Below are 17187 nucleotides of genomic sequence, written 5' to 3' on the forward strand. Positions count from 1 at the left end.
ACTCAGATTTCGGCGCGGCGCTTCATCAGCATCTGGCGGCTGCGGTCCGGCGTCTCCGCGTCGACGGCGAGCATGTCCAGCGCACGGCTGTACCGCTCGATCTCGTCGCGCTTGTCGATGTAGTGCGCGCCGGTCAGGTACTCGGTGTACGCGATGTTCGGCAATTCCTCTTCCGCGAACCTGAGCAGCGAGAACGCGCTGTCCGCGGAGTAACCGCTCCGGTCGAACGGGAGGATCTGCACCGAGATGTTCGGCTGCTGGATCATCTCCAGCAGGTGGTCGATCTGCGCCTTCAGCACCTCGCGGTCGCCGATCGGCCGGTGCAGCACCGACTCGTCGAGCACCAGCCACAACCGCGGCGCGTCCGGCCTCGACAGCATCTTCTGGCGCCGCATCCGCAGCGCGACGCGGCGGTCGATCTGCTCGTTGACCATGTCCTTGCGGCCGTGGCTCATGATCGCCCGCGCGTAGTCCTCGGTCTGCAGCAGACCCGTGACGTACAGCGGCTCCCACACCTGGATCCGCGCCGCGGCCTCTTCGAGCCCGACGAGGTCGTTGAACCAGCTCGGCATCAGGTCGCCGTAGCGGCGCCACCAACCCGGCTCGTTCGACTCCTTGACCATGTCGAGGAACTGCTGCCGCTCGCCGGGGTCGGTCATCCCGTACATGGTCAGCAGGTCGGCGACGTCGCGTTCCTTGAACCCGACGCGGCCGAGCTCGAGACGGCTGATCTTCGATTCCGAGCCGCGGATGCTGTAGCCGGCCTCCTGGCGCGTGATGCCCGCGTCCTCGCGCATCCGGCGGAGCTGAGAGCCGAGGATCATCCGTCGCGCGGTGGGACCCAGGGACTGCTCACCGCCAGGCGGGGTGACCGCGTTCATCGACCGGGGACCTTTCGCGCGACGACACTCACAGGAGAACAAGCCGATTACTGAAAGTACACGTTTGGGCCTCGACACGACAGGGATGGCTCGGTTTACCGGTCGCGTACGTGGTTCTACTCTACGTAGAGCCCGAGACTTCCGACACAGTTTTGTGAGGTTCAAGATGCCCGACGCCCCGACCCGGACGGAACGAGTGCCCGTGGGTGTCGACCCGACCCGGGCCAGCATCGCCCGGGTGTACGACGCCTTCCTGCTCGGCAAGGACAACTACGAGATCGACCGGGAGGTGCTGCGCAAGGTCCAGCAGGCCGCCCCGGAGGCGCAGGACCTGGCGACCGAGAACCGCGGCTTCCTGATCCGCGCCTGCCGGTTCCTCGCCAGCCAGACGGGCATCACGCAGTTCCTGGACCTCGGATCCGGCCTGCCGACCGCGGAGAACACGCACCAGGTCGTGCAGCGGATCAACCCCGAGATCAAGGTCGTCTACGTCGACAACGACCCGGTCGTGCTCGCCCACGGGCGGGCGCTGCTCGAGGAGAACGAGAACACGCACTTCGTCTCGGACGACATCTTCGAGCCTGAGCGGATCATCGAGAACCCGGACATCCGCCGGCACATCGACTTCTCGCAGCCGATCGCGTTGCTGCAGCTCGGGACGCTGCACCACTACAACGGGCCGCACGACCAGCCCGCCAAGATCATGAAGAAGTACATCGACGCGCTGCCGTCGGGCTCCTACGTGGCGATCTCGCACTTCTCCGACCCGGAGGACGAGCTGTCCGAGACCGCCCGCAAGATGGAGGACTTCTTCATCCACAGCCCGATGGGCTCGGGCACCTTCCGCACGAAGGCCGAGATCGAGGAGCTGTTCCACGACCTCGAGATGGTCGAGCCCGGCGTCAAGCTGTGCGTCGACTGGTGGCCGGACGGCCCGCGGATCAAGGAGCTGAACGCGGCCCAGCGGACCATCTCGGGCGGTATCGGCCGTAAGGCTTAAGACTCAGCGCCCTGCAATGAAGGACTCCTTCATCGCAAAATTTGCGATGAAGGAGTCCTTCATTGCACGCCAGGGCGGGGTCTAGAGGCGGACCAAGGGCAGCCAGCGGGCCAGATCGGCCCTGCTCCCGGAGGCGGTGACCCGCCCCGATTCGACGGCGTCGGCCCAGCCGAGCAGCCCGGTCGCCAGTTCCAGCCAGGTACGCGGATCCGTTTCGACGACGTTCGGCGGGGTCCCGCGGGTATGGCGCAATCCTTCGACACACTGCACAGCCGCGAACGGCGGCACCCGCACTTCGACACTCTTCCCCGGGGCGTCCCCGGCCAGCGTCCGCAGGCTCAGCCGCACCGCGACGGCCAGCTCGGGACGGGCCGGTTCCGGACCGGATCCGCTCAACCAGGGGGAAATCGCCGCGATCGCGGCTCGTAACTCAGCGGGGTCGACCGTACGCGAAGAGGCCATGGGAGAACAGTAGAGTGAGCGCGAACAAACCTTCAGGCACCCGGAACGTGGGGATGGCGATGGCGCAGCGGGACGAGGCGGATCGGTTGGCGTCGAGCCCGGCGGGCAAGAAGAAGCCGAAGATCACCGAAGAGATGCGCGCCAACGCCAAGGCCAACCCGAACAGCTGGCTGTACGTCATCGACGAGGCCTTCGATCCCGACGGCCCGGTGCCGTCCTGGGCGGTCGTCGGCGCGTACCCGGTGAACGGCGGCGGCGAGATCGTCGAGGACTTCCACCCCAACGATCGCTACCGTCCCTCGCCCAAGGCGCTCGGCTTCCCGGAGCCGCGCAACGAGCTCGAGCAGCTCCTCCAGCTGGTGCGCACGAACCACCGCCCGGCCGCCGACCTGCCGCGCGTCATCCTCGATTCGACGCTGTTCGTCTACGCCCTTTCCCCGGTGCAGCGCACGGTGATCGGCTTCCACAACAACGACGGCAAGGTGCTCGTGCCCGCGTACACGGCCAAATCGCTGGTCCCGCGCGAATGGCCGCACGCCCGCGCGGTGCTGGGCCGGGACATGGTCCCGCTGCTCGCCGGGCACCCGGTGACGATCAACCCCCACGACCGGCTCACCGCGATCGTCCCCTCGGAGCACCTCGACAAAGCCCTTTCAGACGAGCGTCGTTAGGGCCCGATTAACCCACTCGGCCCAATTTTTTCGGCCCGAAAGCAACACTTTCGGGTGATGTTCGAGTCGCTGATTCCCTTTTCCCGAGGGATCGTGGCGACGTGATGAGTCGCAGAGTGTGTTCGAAAGGCTGGGGGGCCGTCCTCGCGGCGGGGGTTCTGCTGCTCGCGCAGACCCCCGCCGTCGCACGGGAAAGCGGGCCCAGGTACGACGGGGCCGAGGAGCATTACGCCGGTTCTCAGATCGCGCTGCACGAAGGCGTCAACGTGTCGGTGGGGCCGCTGTACGGCGGCGAGGCGCAGACGCTCGGCCACGACGTCAGCGGCCACCAGGGCGACGTCGACTGGCCCGCCGCCGCGAGGACCGGCGCGAAGTTCGTCTATGTGAAGGCCACCGAGGGCACCGGTTTCGTCAATCCCCGGTTTCCCCAGCAGTACAACGGTTCCTACGGCGTCGGCCTGATCCGCGGCGCCTACCACTTCGCGCGCCCCGACATCTCGGACGGCGCGGCGCAGGCGCACTACTTCGTCGACCACGGCGGCGGCTGGTCCGGTGACGGCAAGACCCTGCCGGGTGCGCTCGACGTCGAATACAACCCGTACGGCGAAACCTGTTACGGCAAGACGCCGGCGCAGATGGTCGCGTGGATGGCGTCGTTCGCCGAGACCTATCTGTGGCGGACCGGGCGGCATCCGGCGATCTACACGTCGACGAGCTGGTGGAAACGCTGCACCGGCAACAGCAACGCGTTCTGGCAGAACCCGCTGTGGATCGCGCGCTACAACACGGAGATCGGCGAGCTGCCCGCGAGCTGGAAGCACCAGACCATCTGGCAGTTCTCGAACAAGGGCAGTCTCCCCGGCGATCAGAACTGGTTCAACGGCACGATCGACCGCGTGCGCGCGTTGTCGCTCGGCTGAACACCCACCCGAGTGGGCGTTACAAGATCACATAACTCGCCCTACTTGGAAATGAAAATCACCCACGCGTAGTACCAATTTCACGGAAGTTAGTGACAAACCCGGCACCCGTCGTCAACAATCGTGCCCGGACGGCTACCACCTGCAAGGTCGCCGTCCTCAGCGAGGGTTATCCGTGAAGGGATTGTCGTGATGCGCACTTCCCGAAGAATCGCCATCGCCGTCGGCTCCGCGCTGCTCCTGCTCGGCAGCACGGTCCAGGCGTCGGCCGCCCCGTCCCCCGAGATCATGTCGATCGAACAGGATCTCCAGCGGAACGACCACACGATCGGATCGCAGATCCGGCGCGTGGAAGGCGACACCTCCACCCCCGAGTCGAAGGCCAAGGCCGCCCAGCCGCAGCCCGAGGTCGGCGTGCTCGCGACGGTCGCGGGAATGGACGTGGCCAGTTACCAGGGCAACGTCGACTGGAACTACTGGTGGAACCAGGGCAAGCGTTTCGTGTGGACCAAGGCCACCGAAGGCACCAGCTACAAGAACCCGTACTTCGCCCAGCAGTACAACGGTTCCTACAACAAGGGCTTCATCCGCGGCGCGTACCACTTCGCCCTGCCGAACGTCTCGAGCGGCGCGGCGCAGGCCGACTTCTTCATCAACAACGGCGGTGGCTGGTCGAAGGACGGCAAGACGCTGCCGGGCGCGCTGGACATGGAGTACAACCCGTACGGCGCGACCTGCTACGGCCTGAGCCAGTCCGCCATGGGCTCGTGGATCCGGGCGTTCCACGACCGGTACAAGGCGCGCACCGGCCGCTGGCCCGTCATCTACACCTCGACGAGCTGGTGGAGCACCTGCGTCGGCACGTCGCAGAACTTCGGTGGCACGGTCCCGCTGTGGATCGCGCGCTACGCGTCCACCGTGGGCACGCTGCCCTACGGCTGGGGCTTCTACACCGTGTGGCAGTACACCTCCAGCCCGCTCGACCAGAACACCTTCAACGGCGCTTACGACCGCTTGCAGGCACTGGCCAACGGCTGAGCTGCGCATTCCGTGAAGAACGGCTCCCGGCCTCGGCCGGGAGCCGTTTTCGCGCGCGGGGTATTTTCCCTGGGAAATCCCTGGCACGGGCGGATCCGGAACCAGCGCTGACCGCCGGTCGTCTGATCTGAAGCCTCAGGCCCCAGTACGGAAGGCGAGACCGATGACCTACCCACCCCAGCCAGGCCAGCCCTATGGCCAGGACCCGCAGGGACAGCAGCCGCAGCAGGGTGGCTGGGACCCGAACCAGCAGTACGGTCAGCCTCAGCAGTACGGCCAGCAGCAGGGCTGGGAGCAGACCCAGCAGTACCAGCAGCAGCCGCAGCAGGGCTGGGACCAGACGCAGCAGTACCAGCAGCCGCAGCAGGGCTGGGACCCGAATCAGCAGGGTTACCAGCAGGGCTTCGGTGGCCCGCCCGCGCCGCCGCAGAAGAGCAAGACCGGACTGATCATCGGGATCGTGATCGGCGTGGTCGTGCTGGTGGCGTTCGGTGTCACCGGGTTCGTCGCGCCGGGCTTCCTGCTGAGCAAGGACGAGCCGGTGGCCGCGCCGCCCTCGTCGTCCGAGCCCGCGCCGACCTCCGCGCCGCAGAGCAGCAGCCCGAAGTCGAGCACGACCAGGACCCCGCGGAGCACCGAAAGCGGCGGCACCAGCTCCGGCGATCCTGCGGGCGTCAAGGTCATCCAGGACTTCCTCGCCAAGATCTCGTCGGGCGACCGGCAAGGGGCGATCGCCCTGGCCTGTGAAAACCGTCGGCCGAGCATGGGCTCCGTGCTCGACGTCTTCCTTCCGCCCGGCTCCACGGCCGAGGTCAAGCGGACGCAGGGGACGACCAACCTCGTCATGGCCGAGATCACCGGCACGGTCGAAGGTGAGGACGCCAAGGGAACGATGTTCGCGCAGAGCCAGTCCGGCTCCTGGTGCGTCTCTTCGCTTCTGGTCTCCAAGGCCCGATGAAGCGGTTCCTCCGCTCCCCGTTGCTGTGGACGTTCGTCCTCTCGTTCGTCCTGTTGCTCGCGGTCGGCGGCTGGTTGCTGACGGATCCGGCGACCAGCCGCAGTGAGGCGTTGAAGACCGGCGGTGTCGCCGGCGCCGCCATCGTCGCGCTGTACGCGTTGTGGCTCAACGACCGGCGACGCCGGGTGGAGGAACGACGGCAGGAGGTCGAACGACAGCGGCAGGAGCTGGAGCTGCGGCGGGCCGACCAGGACCGGGACCGGATCTCGGACGAACGGTTCGCGAAGGCCGTCGAGCTCCTCGGGCACGATGCCGACCAGGTGCGGGTGGGTGCCCTGCACGCGCTGGCGGGGCTCGCCCGCGGTCGCGAGCTCTACCGGCAGACCGTGCTGGACATCCTCTGCTCGTATCTGCGGCGGCCGTTCGAGCATCCGCGCTATGAAGGAGAAGCGAAACGCCAAGGGAACAAGCTTCCCGCACCCGGTAAACCCGAGCAGGAACAGGAACTCCAGGTGCGGCAGACCGCCCAGCGCCTCATCGGGGACCTGCTCCCGGCCGCGGACGCCGAGGACGCCCCCGGTTACGACCTCGACCTGACCGGGGCGGTGCTGGAGTACTTCGACCTGTCCGAACGGAAGGTCGGCAAGCTGCTGCTCCGCTACGCCGGTCTGTACAGCAGCACCAACCTGTCCGGCTGCGTGTTCCTCGGGCCGGTCTACCTGACCGGCGCCGGGACGGAGACCGGCAAGCGGATCGGCTACTTCCGGTGCAACGAAGCCAAGTTCGAGCAGCGGGCGTGGTTCAGCGGGGTGCAGTTCAGCGAGGACGCCGAGTTTCGCGGGACGGTGTTCGCGGGCGAAACGTCCTTTAAGGACAGTGTCTTCGCGAAGGACGCCGTCTTCGCCGACGCCGCATTCGAAGGGGCACTGGATCTGCGTCGTGCGCGGTTCGAAGGGTTCGGGGACCTGAAGTTCCGCAAGGCACCGGGCTCCGTGTCGCTGTACAACACTTCGGTGGACCCGGCGAGGGATCACGAACTCCCGGCGGACTGGTCCGTCGAAACGCTGCCGGACGGCCGTGCCCGGCTCACGGTGAAGGACGTATGAGACGCCTGCTCAAGTCCCCGTTGTTGTGGACGTTGCTGTCGTCGGTCGTGGTGCTCGTGGGGGTCACCGCCTGGCTGCTCACGGATCGCGCGACCAGCCGCGGTGACGCGCTCAAGACCGGCGCGCTGGCGGGCGGGGCGATCGCCGCGCTCTACGGGCTGTGGCTCAACGACCGGCGAAGGCGGACCGAAGAGGACCGGCACGAGATCGAGCGCAGCCGGATCTCCGACGAGCGGTTCGCCAAATCGATCGAACTGCTGGGCAACGAGGCCGATCAGGTCCGGGTCGGCGCGATGCATTCGCTCGCGGGGCTGGCCAGGACCCGGCCGGAGTACCGGCAGACGGTGCTCGACGTGTTGTGCGCCTACCTGCGGCGGCCGTTCGAGCATCCCAAGTTCCCGAGCAAGACGAAGTGGAACAAGGAAACCGAGGCGGCCGCGGAACGCGAACGGCTGGTCCGGCGCGCGGCCGAGCGGCTGATCCGCGACATCCTTCCCCACGCCGGCACCACCGGGCCGACGCTGGGGCTCAACCTCAGCGACGCCCGGCTCGACAAACTCGAACTGCTCGGCAGGCGGGTCGGCTGGTTCGGGGCGGATCGGTGCGAGGTGGCGAGCTACGTGGATCTCACCGACGCCCAGATCTCCGGGAAGTTCTCGCTCAAGGACGTGACCATCCACGGGACGTTCGACCTCACGAGGACGCGGTTCGAACGCAAGGTGTCGCTGGACCATCTCGTCGTGGAGAAACCCGTCGACTTCGGCGTGGCCACCTTCGTGGAGCCGCCGTCGCTTGAGGGCGCGAAGTTCGCGGCCGGTTCGACGCTTCCCGGCTCGTGAGTACGTGAAGGCCCCCTTCCCTCGGCTGAGCCGAGGGAAGGGGGCCTTCACGCACGAGGCGACGTATCAGTCGAAGAGGGCCGGGAGCGTGCGCTCCCAAGTCTCCCGAAGCTCTTCCAGCGTGAACTCCGTGATGCCCTGGAGTTCGAGCGAGCCCGACTCCGGGTCCACCACGCCGGTCTTGCGCCACGGCAGGCCGCGCGCGGTCAGCATCTCGGTGAACCGCAGTTCCTCGGTGCGCGGCACGGCGACCAGCACCCGGCCCGCGGACTCGGAGAACAGCTGCACGAACGGGTCCTGCTCCGAGTCGAGGAAGACGCGGGCACCGCACTGTCCGATGAGGACGGTCTCGACGAGCGTCTGGATCAGGCCGCCGTCGGAGATGTCGTGCGCGGCGGAGATCATGCCGTCGCGGGAACCGGCGATGAGGACGTCGGCGAGCAGCTTCTCGCGCGCCAGGTCCACGCGCGGCGGGCGGCCGCCGAGGTGGCCGTGCAGTTCGCGTGCCCAGGCGGAACCGTCCAGCTCGTCGTGGGTCTCGCCCAGCAGCAGCAGGGTTTCCCCGGCCTCGGCGCCGATCCCGGTGGGGATGCGGCGGGTGACGTCGTCGATCACGCCGAGCACGCCGACCACCGGCGTCGGCAGGATGGCGACGTCACCGGTCTGGTTGAAGAAGCTGACGTTGCCGCCGGTGACCGGGATGCCGAGTTCGACGCAGCCGTCGGCCAGACCGTGCACGGCCTGCTCGAATTGCCACATCACCCCCGGGTCGGTCGGCGCGCCGAAGTTCAGGCAGTCCGACACCGCGACCGGCTTCGCACCGCTGGTGGCGACGTTGCGGTACGCCTCGGCCAAGGCGAGCTTCGCGCCCTCGTACGGGTCGAGGTAGACGAACTTGCTGTTGCAGTCCGTCGAAACGGCCACCCCGCGGCCGGTCGACTCGTCGATGCGGATGACACCCGAGTCCGATGGCTGCGCGGAAACGGTGTTGCCGCGCACGTAGCGGTCGTACTGGGAGGTCACCCATTCCTTCGACGCCTGGTTCGGCGACGAGATGAGCTTGAGGATGTCGGCGCGCAGTTCGTCCGAAGTGGACGGACGCGGCAGCTTGGCCGAGGTGTCGGCCTGCAGGGCGTCCTGCGTGGACGGCCGCTGGATCGGGCGGTCGTACACCGGGCCCTGGTGCGCCACGGTGTGCGCCGGGACGTCGACGACGATCTCGTCGTTCCAGGTGATGACCAGGTGCTCGCCGTCGGTGACCTCGCCGATGTCGGTGGCGATGACGTCCCACTTCTCGCAGACCTTCATGAACGCCTCGACGTTCTCCGGCGAGACGACCGCGCACATCCGCTCCTGCGACTCGCTGGAGAGCACCTCCGCCGGGGTCATCCCGGTGGCGCGCAACGGAACCCGGTCGAGGTAGATGTGCATACCGCCGTCACCGGCGGCCGCGAGCTCCGACGTCGCGCAGGAGAGCCCGGCGCCGCCGAGGTCCTGGATGCCGACGACGAGCTTCTGGGCGAACAGTTCGAGACAGCACTCGATGAGCACCTTCTCGGTGAAGGGGTCGCCGACCTGGACGCTCGGGAGCTTCTTGCGGCCGCCCGAGCTTTCGTCACCCGAGAAGGTGTCGCTGGCGAGGACGGACACGCCGCCGATGCCGTCGAGGCCAGTGCGCGCGCCGAACAGGATGATCTTGTTGCCCTTGCCCGAGGCGAAGGCCAGGTGCAGGTCCTCGACGCGCATCGCGCCGACGCACAGGGCGTTGACCAGCGGGTTCCCCGAGTAGCTCTGGTCGAACACCAGCTCGCCGCCGATGTTCGGCAGGCCGAGGCAGTTGCCGTAGCCGCCGACGCCGGCGACCACTCCGGGCAGCACGCGGCGGGTGTCGGGGGCGTCCGCCGGGCCGAAGCGCAGCGCGTCCGCCACCGCGAGCGGGCGCGCGCCCATCGCCATGATGTCGCGCACGATGCCGCCGACGCCGGTCGCGGCGCCCTGGTACGGCTCGACGTAGGACGGGTGGTTGTGGCTCTCGACCTTGAAGGTGACCGCCCAGCCCTCGCCGATGTCGACGACGCCCGCGTTCTCGCCGATACCGGCGAGCATCTTTTCCTTCATCTCGGGAGTGGCCGTCTCACCGAAGTAGCGCAGGTGCTTCTTCGAGGACTTGTACGAGCAGTGCTCGCTCCACATCACCGAGTACATCGCCAGTTCGGCGTCGGTCGGACGGCGGCCGAGGATCTCCCGGATCCGGGCGTACTCGTCGTCGGCGAGGCCGAGTTCGACGTACGGCTGGGTCTGCTCGGGGGTCGCCTCGGCGTGTTGAGTGGTGTCAACGGTGCTGGTCACGGTGTCCGCATCAGGGTTCGCCACGGCCGCCAGAATAAGGGAGAGGGTTGTTCACCTCTCGGTCGCCCACGGATAAATCGGTCGCGCCCGCGGTGGTGATCCGCTTACCGTCGATAATCGTGCTTTCCGCCACATATCCCCTTCCGCGACTGCGACTGCCCGCCAAGCCGACCGCCTGGCGGTACCTGCTCAGGATGATGCTCGCGCGCCCGGGACTGCTCGCCGTCTCGGCGATCAGCGGTGCGCTGTGGTCGTTGCCGATCGCCCTGCTGCCGGTCGCGATCGGCCGGGGTATCGACGCGATCGGCCGCGGCGACGGCGATTCCGTCTGGCTGTGGGGCCTCGCGGCCGCCGGGCTGGGGATCGCGCAGACGCTCGCGGGCACGGTGCAGCACTTCGCGTCTTACGGCTGCTGGATCCACGGCGCCGGGGTGACGCAGCGGCTCGCCACCGAACACGCGGCGAAGCTGGGCGCGAACCTGCGGGACACGACCACCACGGGTGACGTGGTCGCGATCACCACCAGCGACATCAACCCGATCGGTGACTCCTTCGAGGTGCTCGGGCGGGCCTTCGGTTCGCTGATCGCGTTCGTCGTGTGCGCGACGGCGCTGCTGACGACGTCGCCGCTGCTCGGCATGGTCGCGCTGATCGGTGTCCCGCTGGCGGTGGTGGGCATCGGGCCGCTGCTGAAGCCGCTCGAGAAGCGCCAGACGAAGCAGCGCGAGGAGAAGACCGAGGTCAACGCGCTGGCCGCGGATATCGTCTCCGGCCTGCGGATCCTTCGCGGGGTCGGCGGCGAGAAGCAGTTCCTCGACCGCTTCCGCCGCTCCAGCCAGAAGGTCCGCGCGGCCGGCGTCCAGGTCGGGCGCAGCGAGGCGTGGCTCGCGGCGGCGGAGGTCGCGCTGCCGGGTCTGGTCACGGTGGTCATCACCTGGCTGGGCGCGCAGCTGGCGATCAACGGCACCATCGGCGTCGGCGAGCTGATCACGTTCTACGGCGTCTCGGTGTTCCTGGTGATCCCGGTGACGACGGCGACCGAGTTCGCGGGCGTGCTGAGCGCCGCGCTGGTTTCGGCGCGGAAGGTGTGCAAACTGCTGTCCACCGAACGCACGCTCGCCGAGCCGGAGCGTCCGGTGCCGCTGCCGGAAGGCCCGCTGGATCTCTACGACGAGACGTCCGGGATCAAGGTCGAGGCCGGGAAGCTGACCGTCGTCGACGTCGGGGCCGACGCCGAAGCGGTGGCGTCGCGGATGGCGCGGTTCACCGATCCGGGTGAACCTGCCCTCGTCGGCGGGGTTCCGGTGGACCGGGTCGCGCTCGACGAGCTGCGGCGGCGGGTCGTGTTCGCGCACAACCAGGACATCTGGTTCTCCGGTGTGCTGCGCGAGCAGGTCAGCCCCGCCGAGCCTGGCGACGTCGAGATCACCGAAGCGCTGTACGCGGCGGACGCCGAGGACATCGTGGACGCGCTGCCCAACGGCGTCGACGAGGTGATCGGCGAACGCGGACGTGAGGTTTCCGGCGGTCAGCGGCAGCGGCTGAATCTGGCCCGCGCGCTGGCGACCGACGCCGACGTCCTGCTGCTCGACGAGCCGACCTCGGCCGTCGACGCGCATACCGAAGCCCGCATAACCGAACGCGTCGCGAAGCTGCGGCGCGGCAAGACCACCGTCGTGTTCAGTCAAAGTCCATTGTGGACACATGTGGCCGATGTGGTCGTGAGTACGAAAGTACCGGCATGAAGAAGCTGCCGCTGGCAGACAAGAAAGACGTTCGACGATGGATCAGGGAGACCGCGCGCGCCAACAAGCGCGAGTTCTCCGTGATGCTCGGCCTGTTCTGCGTCGCGACCGCGATCGGGCTGGCCGGGCCACAACTGCTGGGCGCGCTGGTGGACGAGGTCGTCGGCGGCACGACGACCGCCACGATCACCTGGCTGGCGATCGCGTTCGTGGTCGTGCTGGGCGCGCAAGCGTGGTTCAAGGGTTTGGCGCGGCTTCGCGCGCGGGTGTTCGGCGAGCGGATCCTGGCGAAGAACCGCGAGGAGTTCGTCGGGAACGCGCTGGACCTGCCGCTCGGGACGGTCGAGGCCGCGGGCACCGGTGACCTGCTCAGCCGGGCGACCACCGACGTCAGCCGTATCGACCACGCGGTGCGCTTCGGCGCGCCGGAGATCCTGATCGCCGCGGTCACGGTGGTGTTCACCGTGGTGGCGATGGTGATCACGTCCCCGTTCCTGGCGCTGGGCCTGCTGGTCGCGCTGCCGCTGCTGGTGCCGGTGAACATCTGGTACCAGCGGCGGATCCCGGACGTGATGCGGCGGATGCTGGACAAGTGGTCCGAGCTGCAGTCCACCACGCACGAGACCGCGGAGGGCGCGCGGACGGCCGAGGCGCTGAACCTGACCGGCCGCCGGATCCGGACCGGGCACGACGGTCTCGACGCGGCGATGCTGGGCGAGCGCAAGGTCCGGGCACTGCAGATGCGGTGGATCCCGTCGCTGGAGATCAGTTACGTGCTGCCGGTGCCGGTGATGCTCGGGCTGGGTCTGCTGGCCTACTCGAACGGCTGGGAAGGGCTCGGCACGATCACCGCGATGCTGCTGTATTCGCAGGTCATGACGGGTCCGCTGAACGAGGCGCTGTTCTGGCTGGCGGACATGCAGGTCGCGGGGGTCTCGCTGCGGCGGCTGCTGGGTGTCCGGCCTGCTGGGTCTTCAGGTGGGACTTCGGACGCTCCGCGCGGCCAGGACATCGAGGTCCGCGACGTGCGCTTCGGCTACAACGCGGACCGCGAGGTGCTGCACGGGATCGACCTGCGGGTGCCCGCCGGCGAGCGGCTGGCGATCGTCGGACCGTCGGGGGCCGGCAAGTCGACGCTGGGACGGCTGCTGGCCGGGATGTCGGCGCCGACCTCGGGCTCGGTGCGGATCGGCGGCGCCGAGGTGTCGACGCTGCCGGACGATGTCCTGCGCGGTGAGGTGCTGCTGCTGACGCAGGAGCAGCACGTGTTCGCGGGGACGCTGCGGGACAACCTCACGCTCCCGGCCGGGGACTGGACCGACGAACGGCTGCTGGCCGCGCTGGCCTCGGTCGGGGCTTCGGAGTGGGTCGCGAGCCTGCCGGACGGGCTGGACACGAAGGTCGGGGCCGGGGCGGTCGCCGTTCCGGCGGCGATCGCGCAGCAGCTGGCGCTGGCGCGGGTCGTGCTGGCCGACCCGCACACGCTGGTGCTGGACGAGGCGACGTCGCTGCTGGACACGGGTTCGGCGCGGGAGCTGGAGCGGTCGCTGAGCGCGGTGCTCGAAGGGCGCACGGTGATCGCGATCGCGCACCGGCTGCATACGGCGGCCGCGGCCGACCGGGTCGCGGTCATCGAGGGCGGCCGGGTGACCGAGCTGGGCTCGCACGCGGAGCTGCTGGCGGCCGGTGGGCCCTACGCCGCTCTGGTGGCCGCCGCCTCCTGACGCATTTCGTCCTCTAAATGCGAACGCATTTAGAGGACGAAATGCGAGGGGGTGTCAGGCGGAGACGAGGGCGTCGACCGCGCTGTAGAACATGCCGAGGCCGTCGTCGGAAGGCCCGGTGAGGGCGTCGATGGCGTGCTCCGGGTGCGGCATGAGCCCCACGACGCGGCCGTTCTCGCTGCAGATCCCGGCGATGTCGTTGCGCGAGCCGTTCGGGTTGCCGCCGACGTAGCGGAACACCACGCGGCCCTCACCCTCCAGCTCGTCGAGGGTGGCCTGCTCGGCGACGTAGCAGCCGTCGATGTTCTTCATCGGGATGAGGATCTCGGCACCCTTGTCGTACCGGGTGGTCCACGCGGTCTCGTTGTGCTCGACGCGCAGCCACTGGTCACGGCAGATGAAGTGCAGGCCCGCGTTGCGGATCATCGCGCCCGGCAGCAGCCCGGCCTCGCACAGGATCTGGAAGCCGTTGCAGATGCCCAGCACCGGCATGCCCTTGTGGGCGGCCTCGATCACCGACGACATCACCGGCGCGAACCGGGCGATGACGCCGGCGCGCAGGTAGTCGCCGTAGGAGAAGCCGCCGGGGACGACGACGGCGTCGACGCCCTTGAGGTCTTCGTCCGCGTGCCACAGCGGCACGGCCTCGGCGTCGGCGTAGCGGACCGCGCGGGCCGCGTCACCGTCGTCGAGCGTGCCGGGGAAGGTGATGACCCCGATGCGGGCGCTCACGCGTCCACCCGCTTGATGGTCCACTGCTCGATGACGGGGTTCGCGAGGAAACCTTCGGCGATCTTTTCGAGCGTCGCGTCGTCGACGGAGTCGTCGACCTCGATCTCGAAGTGCTTGCCCTGACGGATCCCGGTGATCCCGGTGAAGCCGAGACGACCGGCCGCGCCGAGCGCGGCTTGGCCCTGCGGGTCGAGGATTTCGGGCTTGGGCATGACGTCGACGACGACTCGGGCCACGGCAGGCTGCTCCTTATTCACGCAGGTCGTGGGTACCGCCCGAGCCTACTTCACTACGGTTGCCGCATGACCTACGGGCAACCGCAGTACGCGCCGAAGAAGTCGAAGACCGGGCTCTGGATCACGCTGGCGCTGGTCTTCGTCCTGATCGCGGGCGGTGTCGCGTTCACCGGCTTCGTGACGCCGGGGTTCTTCAAGACCAAGCCCGACATCACCTCGCGCGCGACGCCGGAGCAGCTGGGCCAGTCGTTCGTGAACGGTGTCGGCGAGGGCCGCGTCAGTCAGCTCTGGTGCCCGATCCGCTCGAAGCGGTCGTACACCTTCGAGCAGATGGCGGCCGTCTCCGAAGGCGCACAGCTGAGCACGCCCGCGCACCAGCGTGCGCCGCAGGAGTACTCGGCCGCGTTCACCCTCGGGGGTCAGACCATCGGGATCGCGATGATCCCCGGCGAGGGCGGCTGGTGCGTGCGCGACGCCAAGACCGGCGGCGAGCCCGAGCCGCTGCCGAGCCTCGACACGAAGCCCTCGCCCCGACCGGACGTCAAGACCGGGGAAGAGGCGGGGAACAAGTTCGTCGACGCGATCAACGCGCGCGACATCCCGGCGGCGTTGTCCGTGCTGTGCGAGAAGGTGGCGGACACGACGCGCGAAGGCGTGCAGCAGATCATCCACGGCGAAGCGAGGTACACCGTCGACAACGCCGACGTGCTGACCACCGCGAAGCAGACGATCCTGCACCTCACCGGCGAGGTCGACGGCGTCCGGAGCCCGGGACGCATCGAGACCGAGGACGACGCCGAGGGCGGCCCCTGCGTGACCTCTTTTTCACCCGACTCCGACTGAGCTCGCACCGATCCTTCGTCTGGGGGATGCTCGGAGCGCGGCGCTGGGCCAAGATGAGCCCATTGGCGGGGCGTCAACACCGGGCGAGCAGCAGGAGGCACCGTGGCCGATCAGGACTCCTTCGACTACGTGATCGTCGGCGCGGGCAGCGCGGGATGCGTACTGGCGAACCGGCTGAGCGAGGATCCGTCGGCACGGGTGCTCCTGCTCGAAGCGGGCGGCGAGGACGACGCCGACGAGATCCACATCCCCGCCGCGTTCCCCGGTCTGTTCAAGACCAAATGGGACTGGAACTACGAGACGGTCGAGCAGAAGCACACCGGCCAGTCGCTGTACTGGCCGCGCGGGAAGACGCTCGGCGGCTGCTCGTCGATCAACGCGATGATCTACATCCGCGGCAACCGCGCGGACTACGACGGCTGGCGTGACGGGCACGGCGCCGAGGGCTGGGGCTTCGACGACGTCCTGCCGTACTTCAAACGGGCGGAGGGGAACCAGCGGCTCGGCGGGCCACTGCACGGCACCGACGGTCCGCTGAACGTCGAGGACCGACGCTTCACCCACGAACTGTCCCTCGCCTGGGTCGATTCCGCGGTCGCCTGGGGCCTCAAGCGCACCGACGACTTCAACGGCGAATCGCAGGAAGGCGCGGGCGTCTACCAGGTGACCTGCAAGAAGGGCCGCCGCTGGTCGACAGCCGACGCGTACCTGCGGCCGGCGTTGTCGCGCCCGAACCTCACCGTGCGGACCAACGCGCAAGCCACCCGCGTCGTCTTCGAAGGCACCCGCGCCGTCGGAGTGTCCTATTTGGACCGAGGCGCCGAGACGACCGTGCGCGCGTCGACCGAGGTCCTGCTGAGCGGTGGCGCGGTGAACTCGCCGCAACTGCTGATGCTCTCCGGCGTCGGCCCGGCGGAACATCTGCGGGAGCACGGGATCGACGTCGTGGCCGCGCTGCCCGGCGTCGGCGACAACCTGCACGACCACCCGGCCTGCGGGATCATCTGGTCCACACGCGGCACCACCGACCTGGTGGACGCGGCGACGCCCGGCGGCCTGGTGCGCTACCAGCTCACCAAACGCGGCCCGCTGGCTTCGAACATCGGCGAGGCGGGCGCGTTCTTCCCCGCGGCGGACGGGGTTTCGCCGCCGGACATGCAGATCCACGTCGCGCCGACGTTGTTCTACGACAACGGGATGCGCGAGCCGACGGTGCCGGGCTTCACGTCGGCGGCGACCCTCGTGGACGTCGCGAGCCGGGGACGTCTGCGGTTGAAGTCGGGGAATCCCTTGTGGAAACCCGAAATCGATCCGGCGTACTACGCGGAGTCCGTGGACATGGAGAAGATGCTCGCCGGGATGCGCGCGCTGGTGGAGATCGGGAAGTCCGGTCCGCTGGCGCGGTATCTGGACAAGCCGTTCCTGCCGGAGCGGCACGACCTGACCGACGACGAGCTGGCCGACTACGTGCGTGAGAAGACGCAGACGCTGTACCACCCGGTGGGGACCTGCTCGATGGGGACGGGCGAGAACGCCGTCGTCGATCCGTCGCTGAAGGTGCGCGGGGTGGAGGGGTTGCGGGTGGTGGACGCTTCGGTGATGCCCGTGGTGCCGCGCGGGAACACGAACGCGCCGACGATCATGGTGGCGGAGAAGGCCGCGGACCTCATCCGGGGCAGGTAG

16 protein-coding genes are annotated in these 17187 nt (G+C 68.6%); 11 read left to right on the forward strand and 5 right to left on the reverse strand.

From position 1 onward, the window contains the following. Positions 1-2 precede the first annotated feature (2 nt). Positions 3-881 carry a helix-turn-helix transcriptional regulator gene (locus AB8M46_RS09840; RefSeq protein WP_007032551.1) on the reverse strand — a complete coding sequence of 293 codons (879 nt, stop codon included), beginning with the start codon at positions 879-881 and terminating at the stop codon, positions 3-5. A 202-nt stretch (positions 882-1083) separates the two neighbouring features. On the opposite strand from AB8M46_RS09840, the gene AB8M46_RS09845 reads away from it, so the two are divergent. Further along, the gene (locus AB8M46_RS09845) at positions 1084-1881 is read left to right on the forward strand and encodes an SAM-dependent methyltransferase (RefSeq protein WP_394360871.1); all 798 of its coding nucleotides are present in this window, start codon (positions 1084-1086) and stop codon (positions 1879-1881) included. Positions 1882-1962: 81 nt separating this feature from the next. Here AB8M46_RS09845 and AB8M46_RS09850 read toward each other — a convergent pair whose 3' ends face one another. Beyond that, entirely contained in the window at positions 1963-2343 is a 381-nt protein-coding gene (locus AB8M46_RS09850; RefSeq protein WP_394360120.1) for a sterol carrier family protein, read from the reverse strand. Between the two features lie 53 nt (positions 2344-2396). Between AB8M46_RS09850 and AB8M46_RS09855 the strand changes: the two genes are divergently transcribed. The 6 genes from AB8M46_RS09855 to AB8M46_RS09880 all read left to right on the forward strand — a co-directional run bounded on the left by AB8M46_RS09855 (position 2397) and on the right by AB8M46_RS09880 (position 7875). After that, on the forward strand, positions 2397-3014 hold the full coding sequence (locus AB8M46_RS09855) for a type VII secretion system-associated protein (protein ID WP_394360872.1): 618 nt from the start codon (positions 2397-2399) through the stop codon (positions 3012-3014). 104 nt (positions 3015-3118) lie between these two features. Then, positions 3119-3934 (forward strand): lysozyme, encoded by an 816-nt coding sequence (locus AB8M46_RS09860; protein ID WP_394360121.1) that lies wholly within the window; start codon positions 3119-3121, stop codon positions 3932-3934. Positions 3935-4126: 192 nt separating this feature from the next. Beyond that, positions 4127-4972 carry a lysozyme gene (locus AB8M46_RS09865; protein ID WP_037334714.1) on the forward strand — a complete coding sequence of 282 codons (846 nt, stop codon included), beginning with the start codon at positions 4127-4129 and terminating at the stop codon, positions 4970-4972. A 163-nt stretch (positions 4973-5135) separates the two neighbouring features. Further along, a complete protein-coding gene (locus AB8M46_RS09870) occupies positions 5136-5930 on the forward strand; it encodes a Twin-arginine translocation protein TatA (protein WP_394360122.1) in 795 nt (264 codons plus the stop codon). Further along, the gene (locus AB8M46_RS09875; RefSeq protein WP_394360123.1) at positions 5927-7036 is read left to right on the forward strand and encodes a pentapeptide repeat-containing protein; all 1110 of its coding nucleotides are present in this window, start codon (positions 5927-5929) and stop codon (positions 7034-7036) included. Before AB8M46_RS09870 ends, AB8M46_RS09875 begins: the two co-directional genes overlap by 4 nt. Next, positions 7033-7875, forward strand: a complete 843-nt coding sequence (locus AB8M46_RS09880) for a hypothetical protein (RefSeq protein WP_037334706.1) — start codon at positions 7033-7035, stop codon at positions 7873-7875. Before AB8M46_RS09875 ends, AB8M46_RS09880 begins: the two co-directional genes overlap by 4 nt. A gap of 66 nt (positions 7876-7941) precedes the next feature. Here the strand turns inward: AB8M46_RS09880 and purL are convergent, their stop codons facing one another. Beyond that, on the reverse strand, positions 7942-10224 hold the full coding sequence (purL, locus tag AB8M46_RS09885; RefSeq protein WP_394360873.1) for a phosphoribosylformylglycinamidine synthase subunit PurL: 2283 nt from the start codon (positions 10222-10224) through the stop codon (positions 7942-7944). A 119-nt stretch (positions 10225-10343) separates the two neighbouring features. On the opposite strand from purL, the gene AB8M46_RS09890 reads away from it, so the two are divergent. Further along, on the forward strand, positions 10344-11969 hold the full coding sequence (locus tag AB8M46_RS09890; protein ID WP_394360124.1) for an ABC transporter ATP-binding protein: 1626 nt from the start codon (positions 10344-10346) through the stop codon (positions 11967-11969). Beyond that, the gene (locus AB8M46_RS09895) at positions 11966-13693 is read left to right on the forward strand and encodes an ABC transporter ATP-binding protein (protein ID WP_394360125.1); all 1728 of its coding nucleotides are present in this window, start codon (positions 11966-11968) and stop codon (positions 13691-13693) included. The genes AB8M46_RS09890 and AB8M46_RS09895 overlap by 4 nt, the downstream gene beginning before the upstream one ends. Positions 13694-13747: 54 nt before the next feature. Here AB8M46_RS09895 and purQ read toward each other — a convergent pair whose 3' ends face one another. Together purQ and purS are read right to left on the reverse strand one after the other, a co-directional pair. Beyond that, a complete protein-coding gene (gene purQ, locus AB8M46_RS09900) occupies positions 13748-14425 on the reverse strand; it encodes a phosphoribosylformylglycinamidine synthase subunit PurQ (RefSeq protein ID WP_394360126.1) in 678 nt (225 codons plus the stop codon). Then, positions 14422-14661, reverse strand: coding sequence for a phosphoribosylformylglycinamidine synthase subunit PurS (gene purS / locus AB8M46_RS09905; protein ID WP_005152565.1), 240 nt, complete (start codon positions 14659-14661; stop codon positions 14422-14424). Before purS ends, purQ begins: the two co-directional genes overlap by 4 nt. 66 nt (positions 14662-14727) lie before the next feature. Between purS and AB8M46_RS09910 the strand changes: the two genes are divergently transcribed. Further along, positions 14728-15504: a hypothetical protein gene (locus AB8M46_RS09910; RefSeq protein ID WP_394360127.1), complete on the forward strand. Its 777-nt coding sequence runs from the start codon at positions 14728-14730 to the stop codon at positions 15502-15504. A 102-nt stretch (positions 15505-15606) separates the two neighbouring features. After that, the gene (locus AB8M46_RS09915) at positions 15607-17187 is read left to right on the forward strand and encodes a GMC family oxidoreductase (protein WP_125685910.1); all 1581 of its coding nucleotides are present in this window, start codon (positions 15607-15609) and stop codon (positions 17185-17187) included.

Source organism: Amycolatopsis sp. SB7-3, assembly GCF_041021335.1.
Taxonomy (GTDB): Bacteria; Actinomycetota; Actinomycetes; order Mycobacteriales; family Pseudonocardiaceae; genus Amycolatopsis; species Amycolatopsis japonica.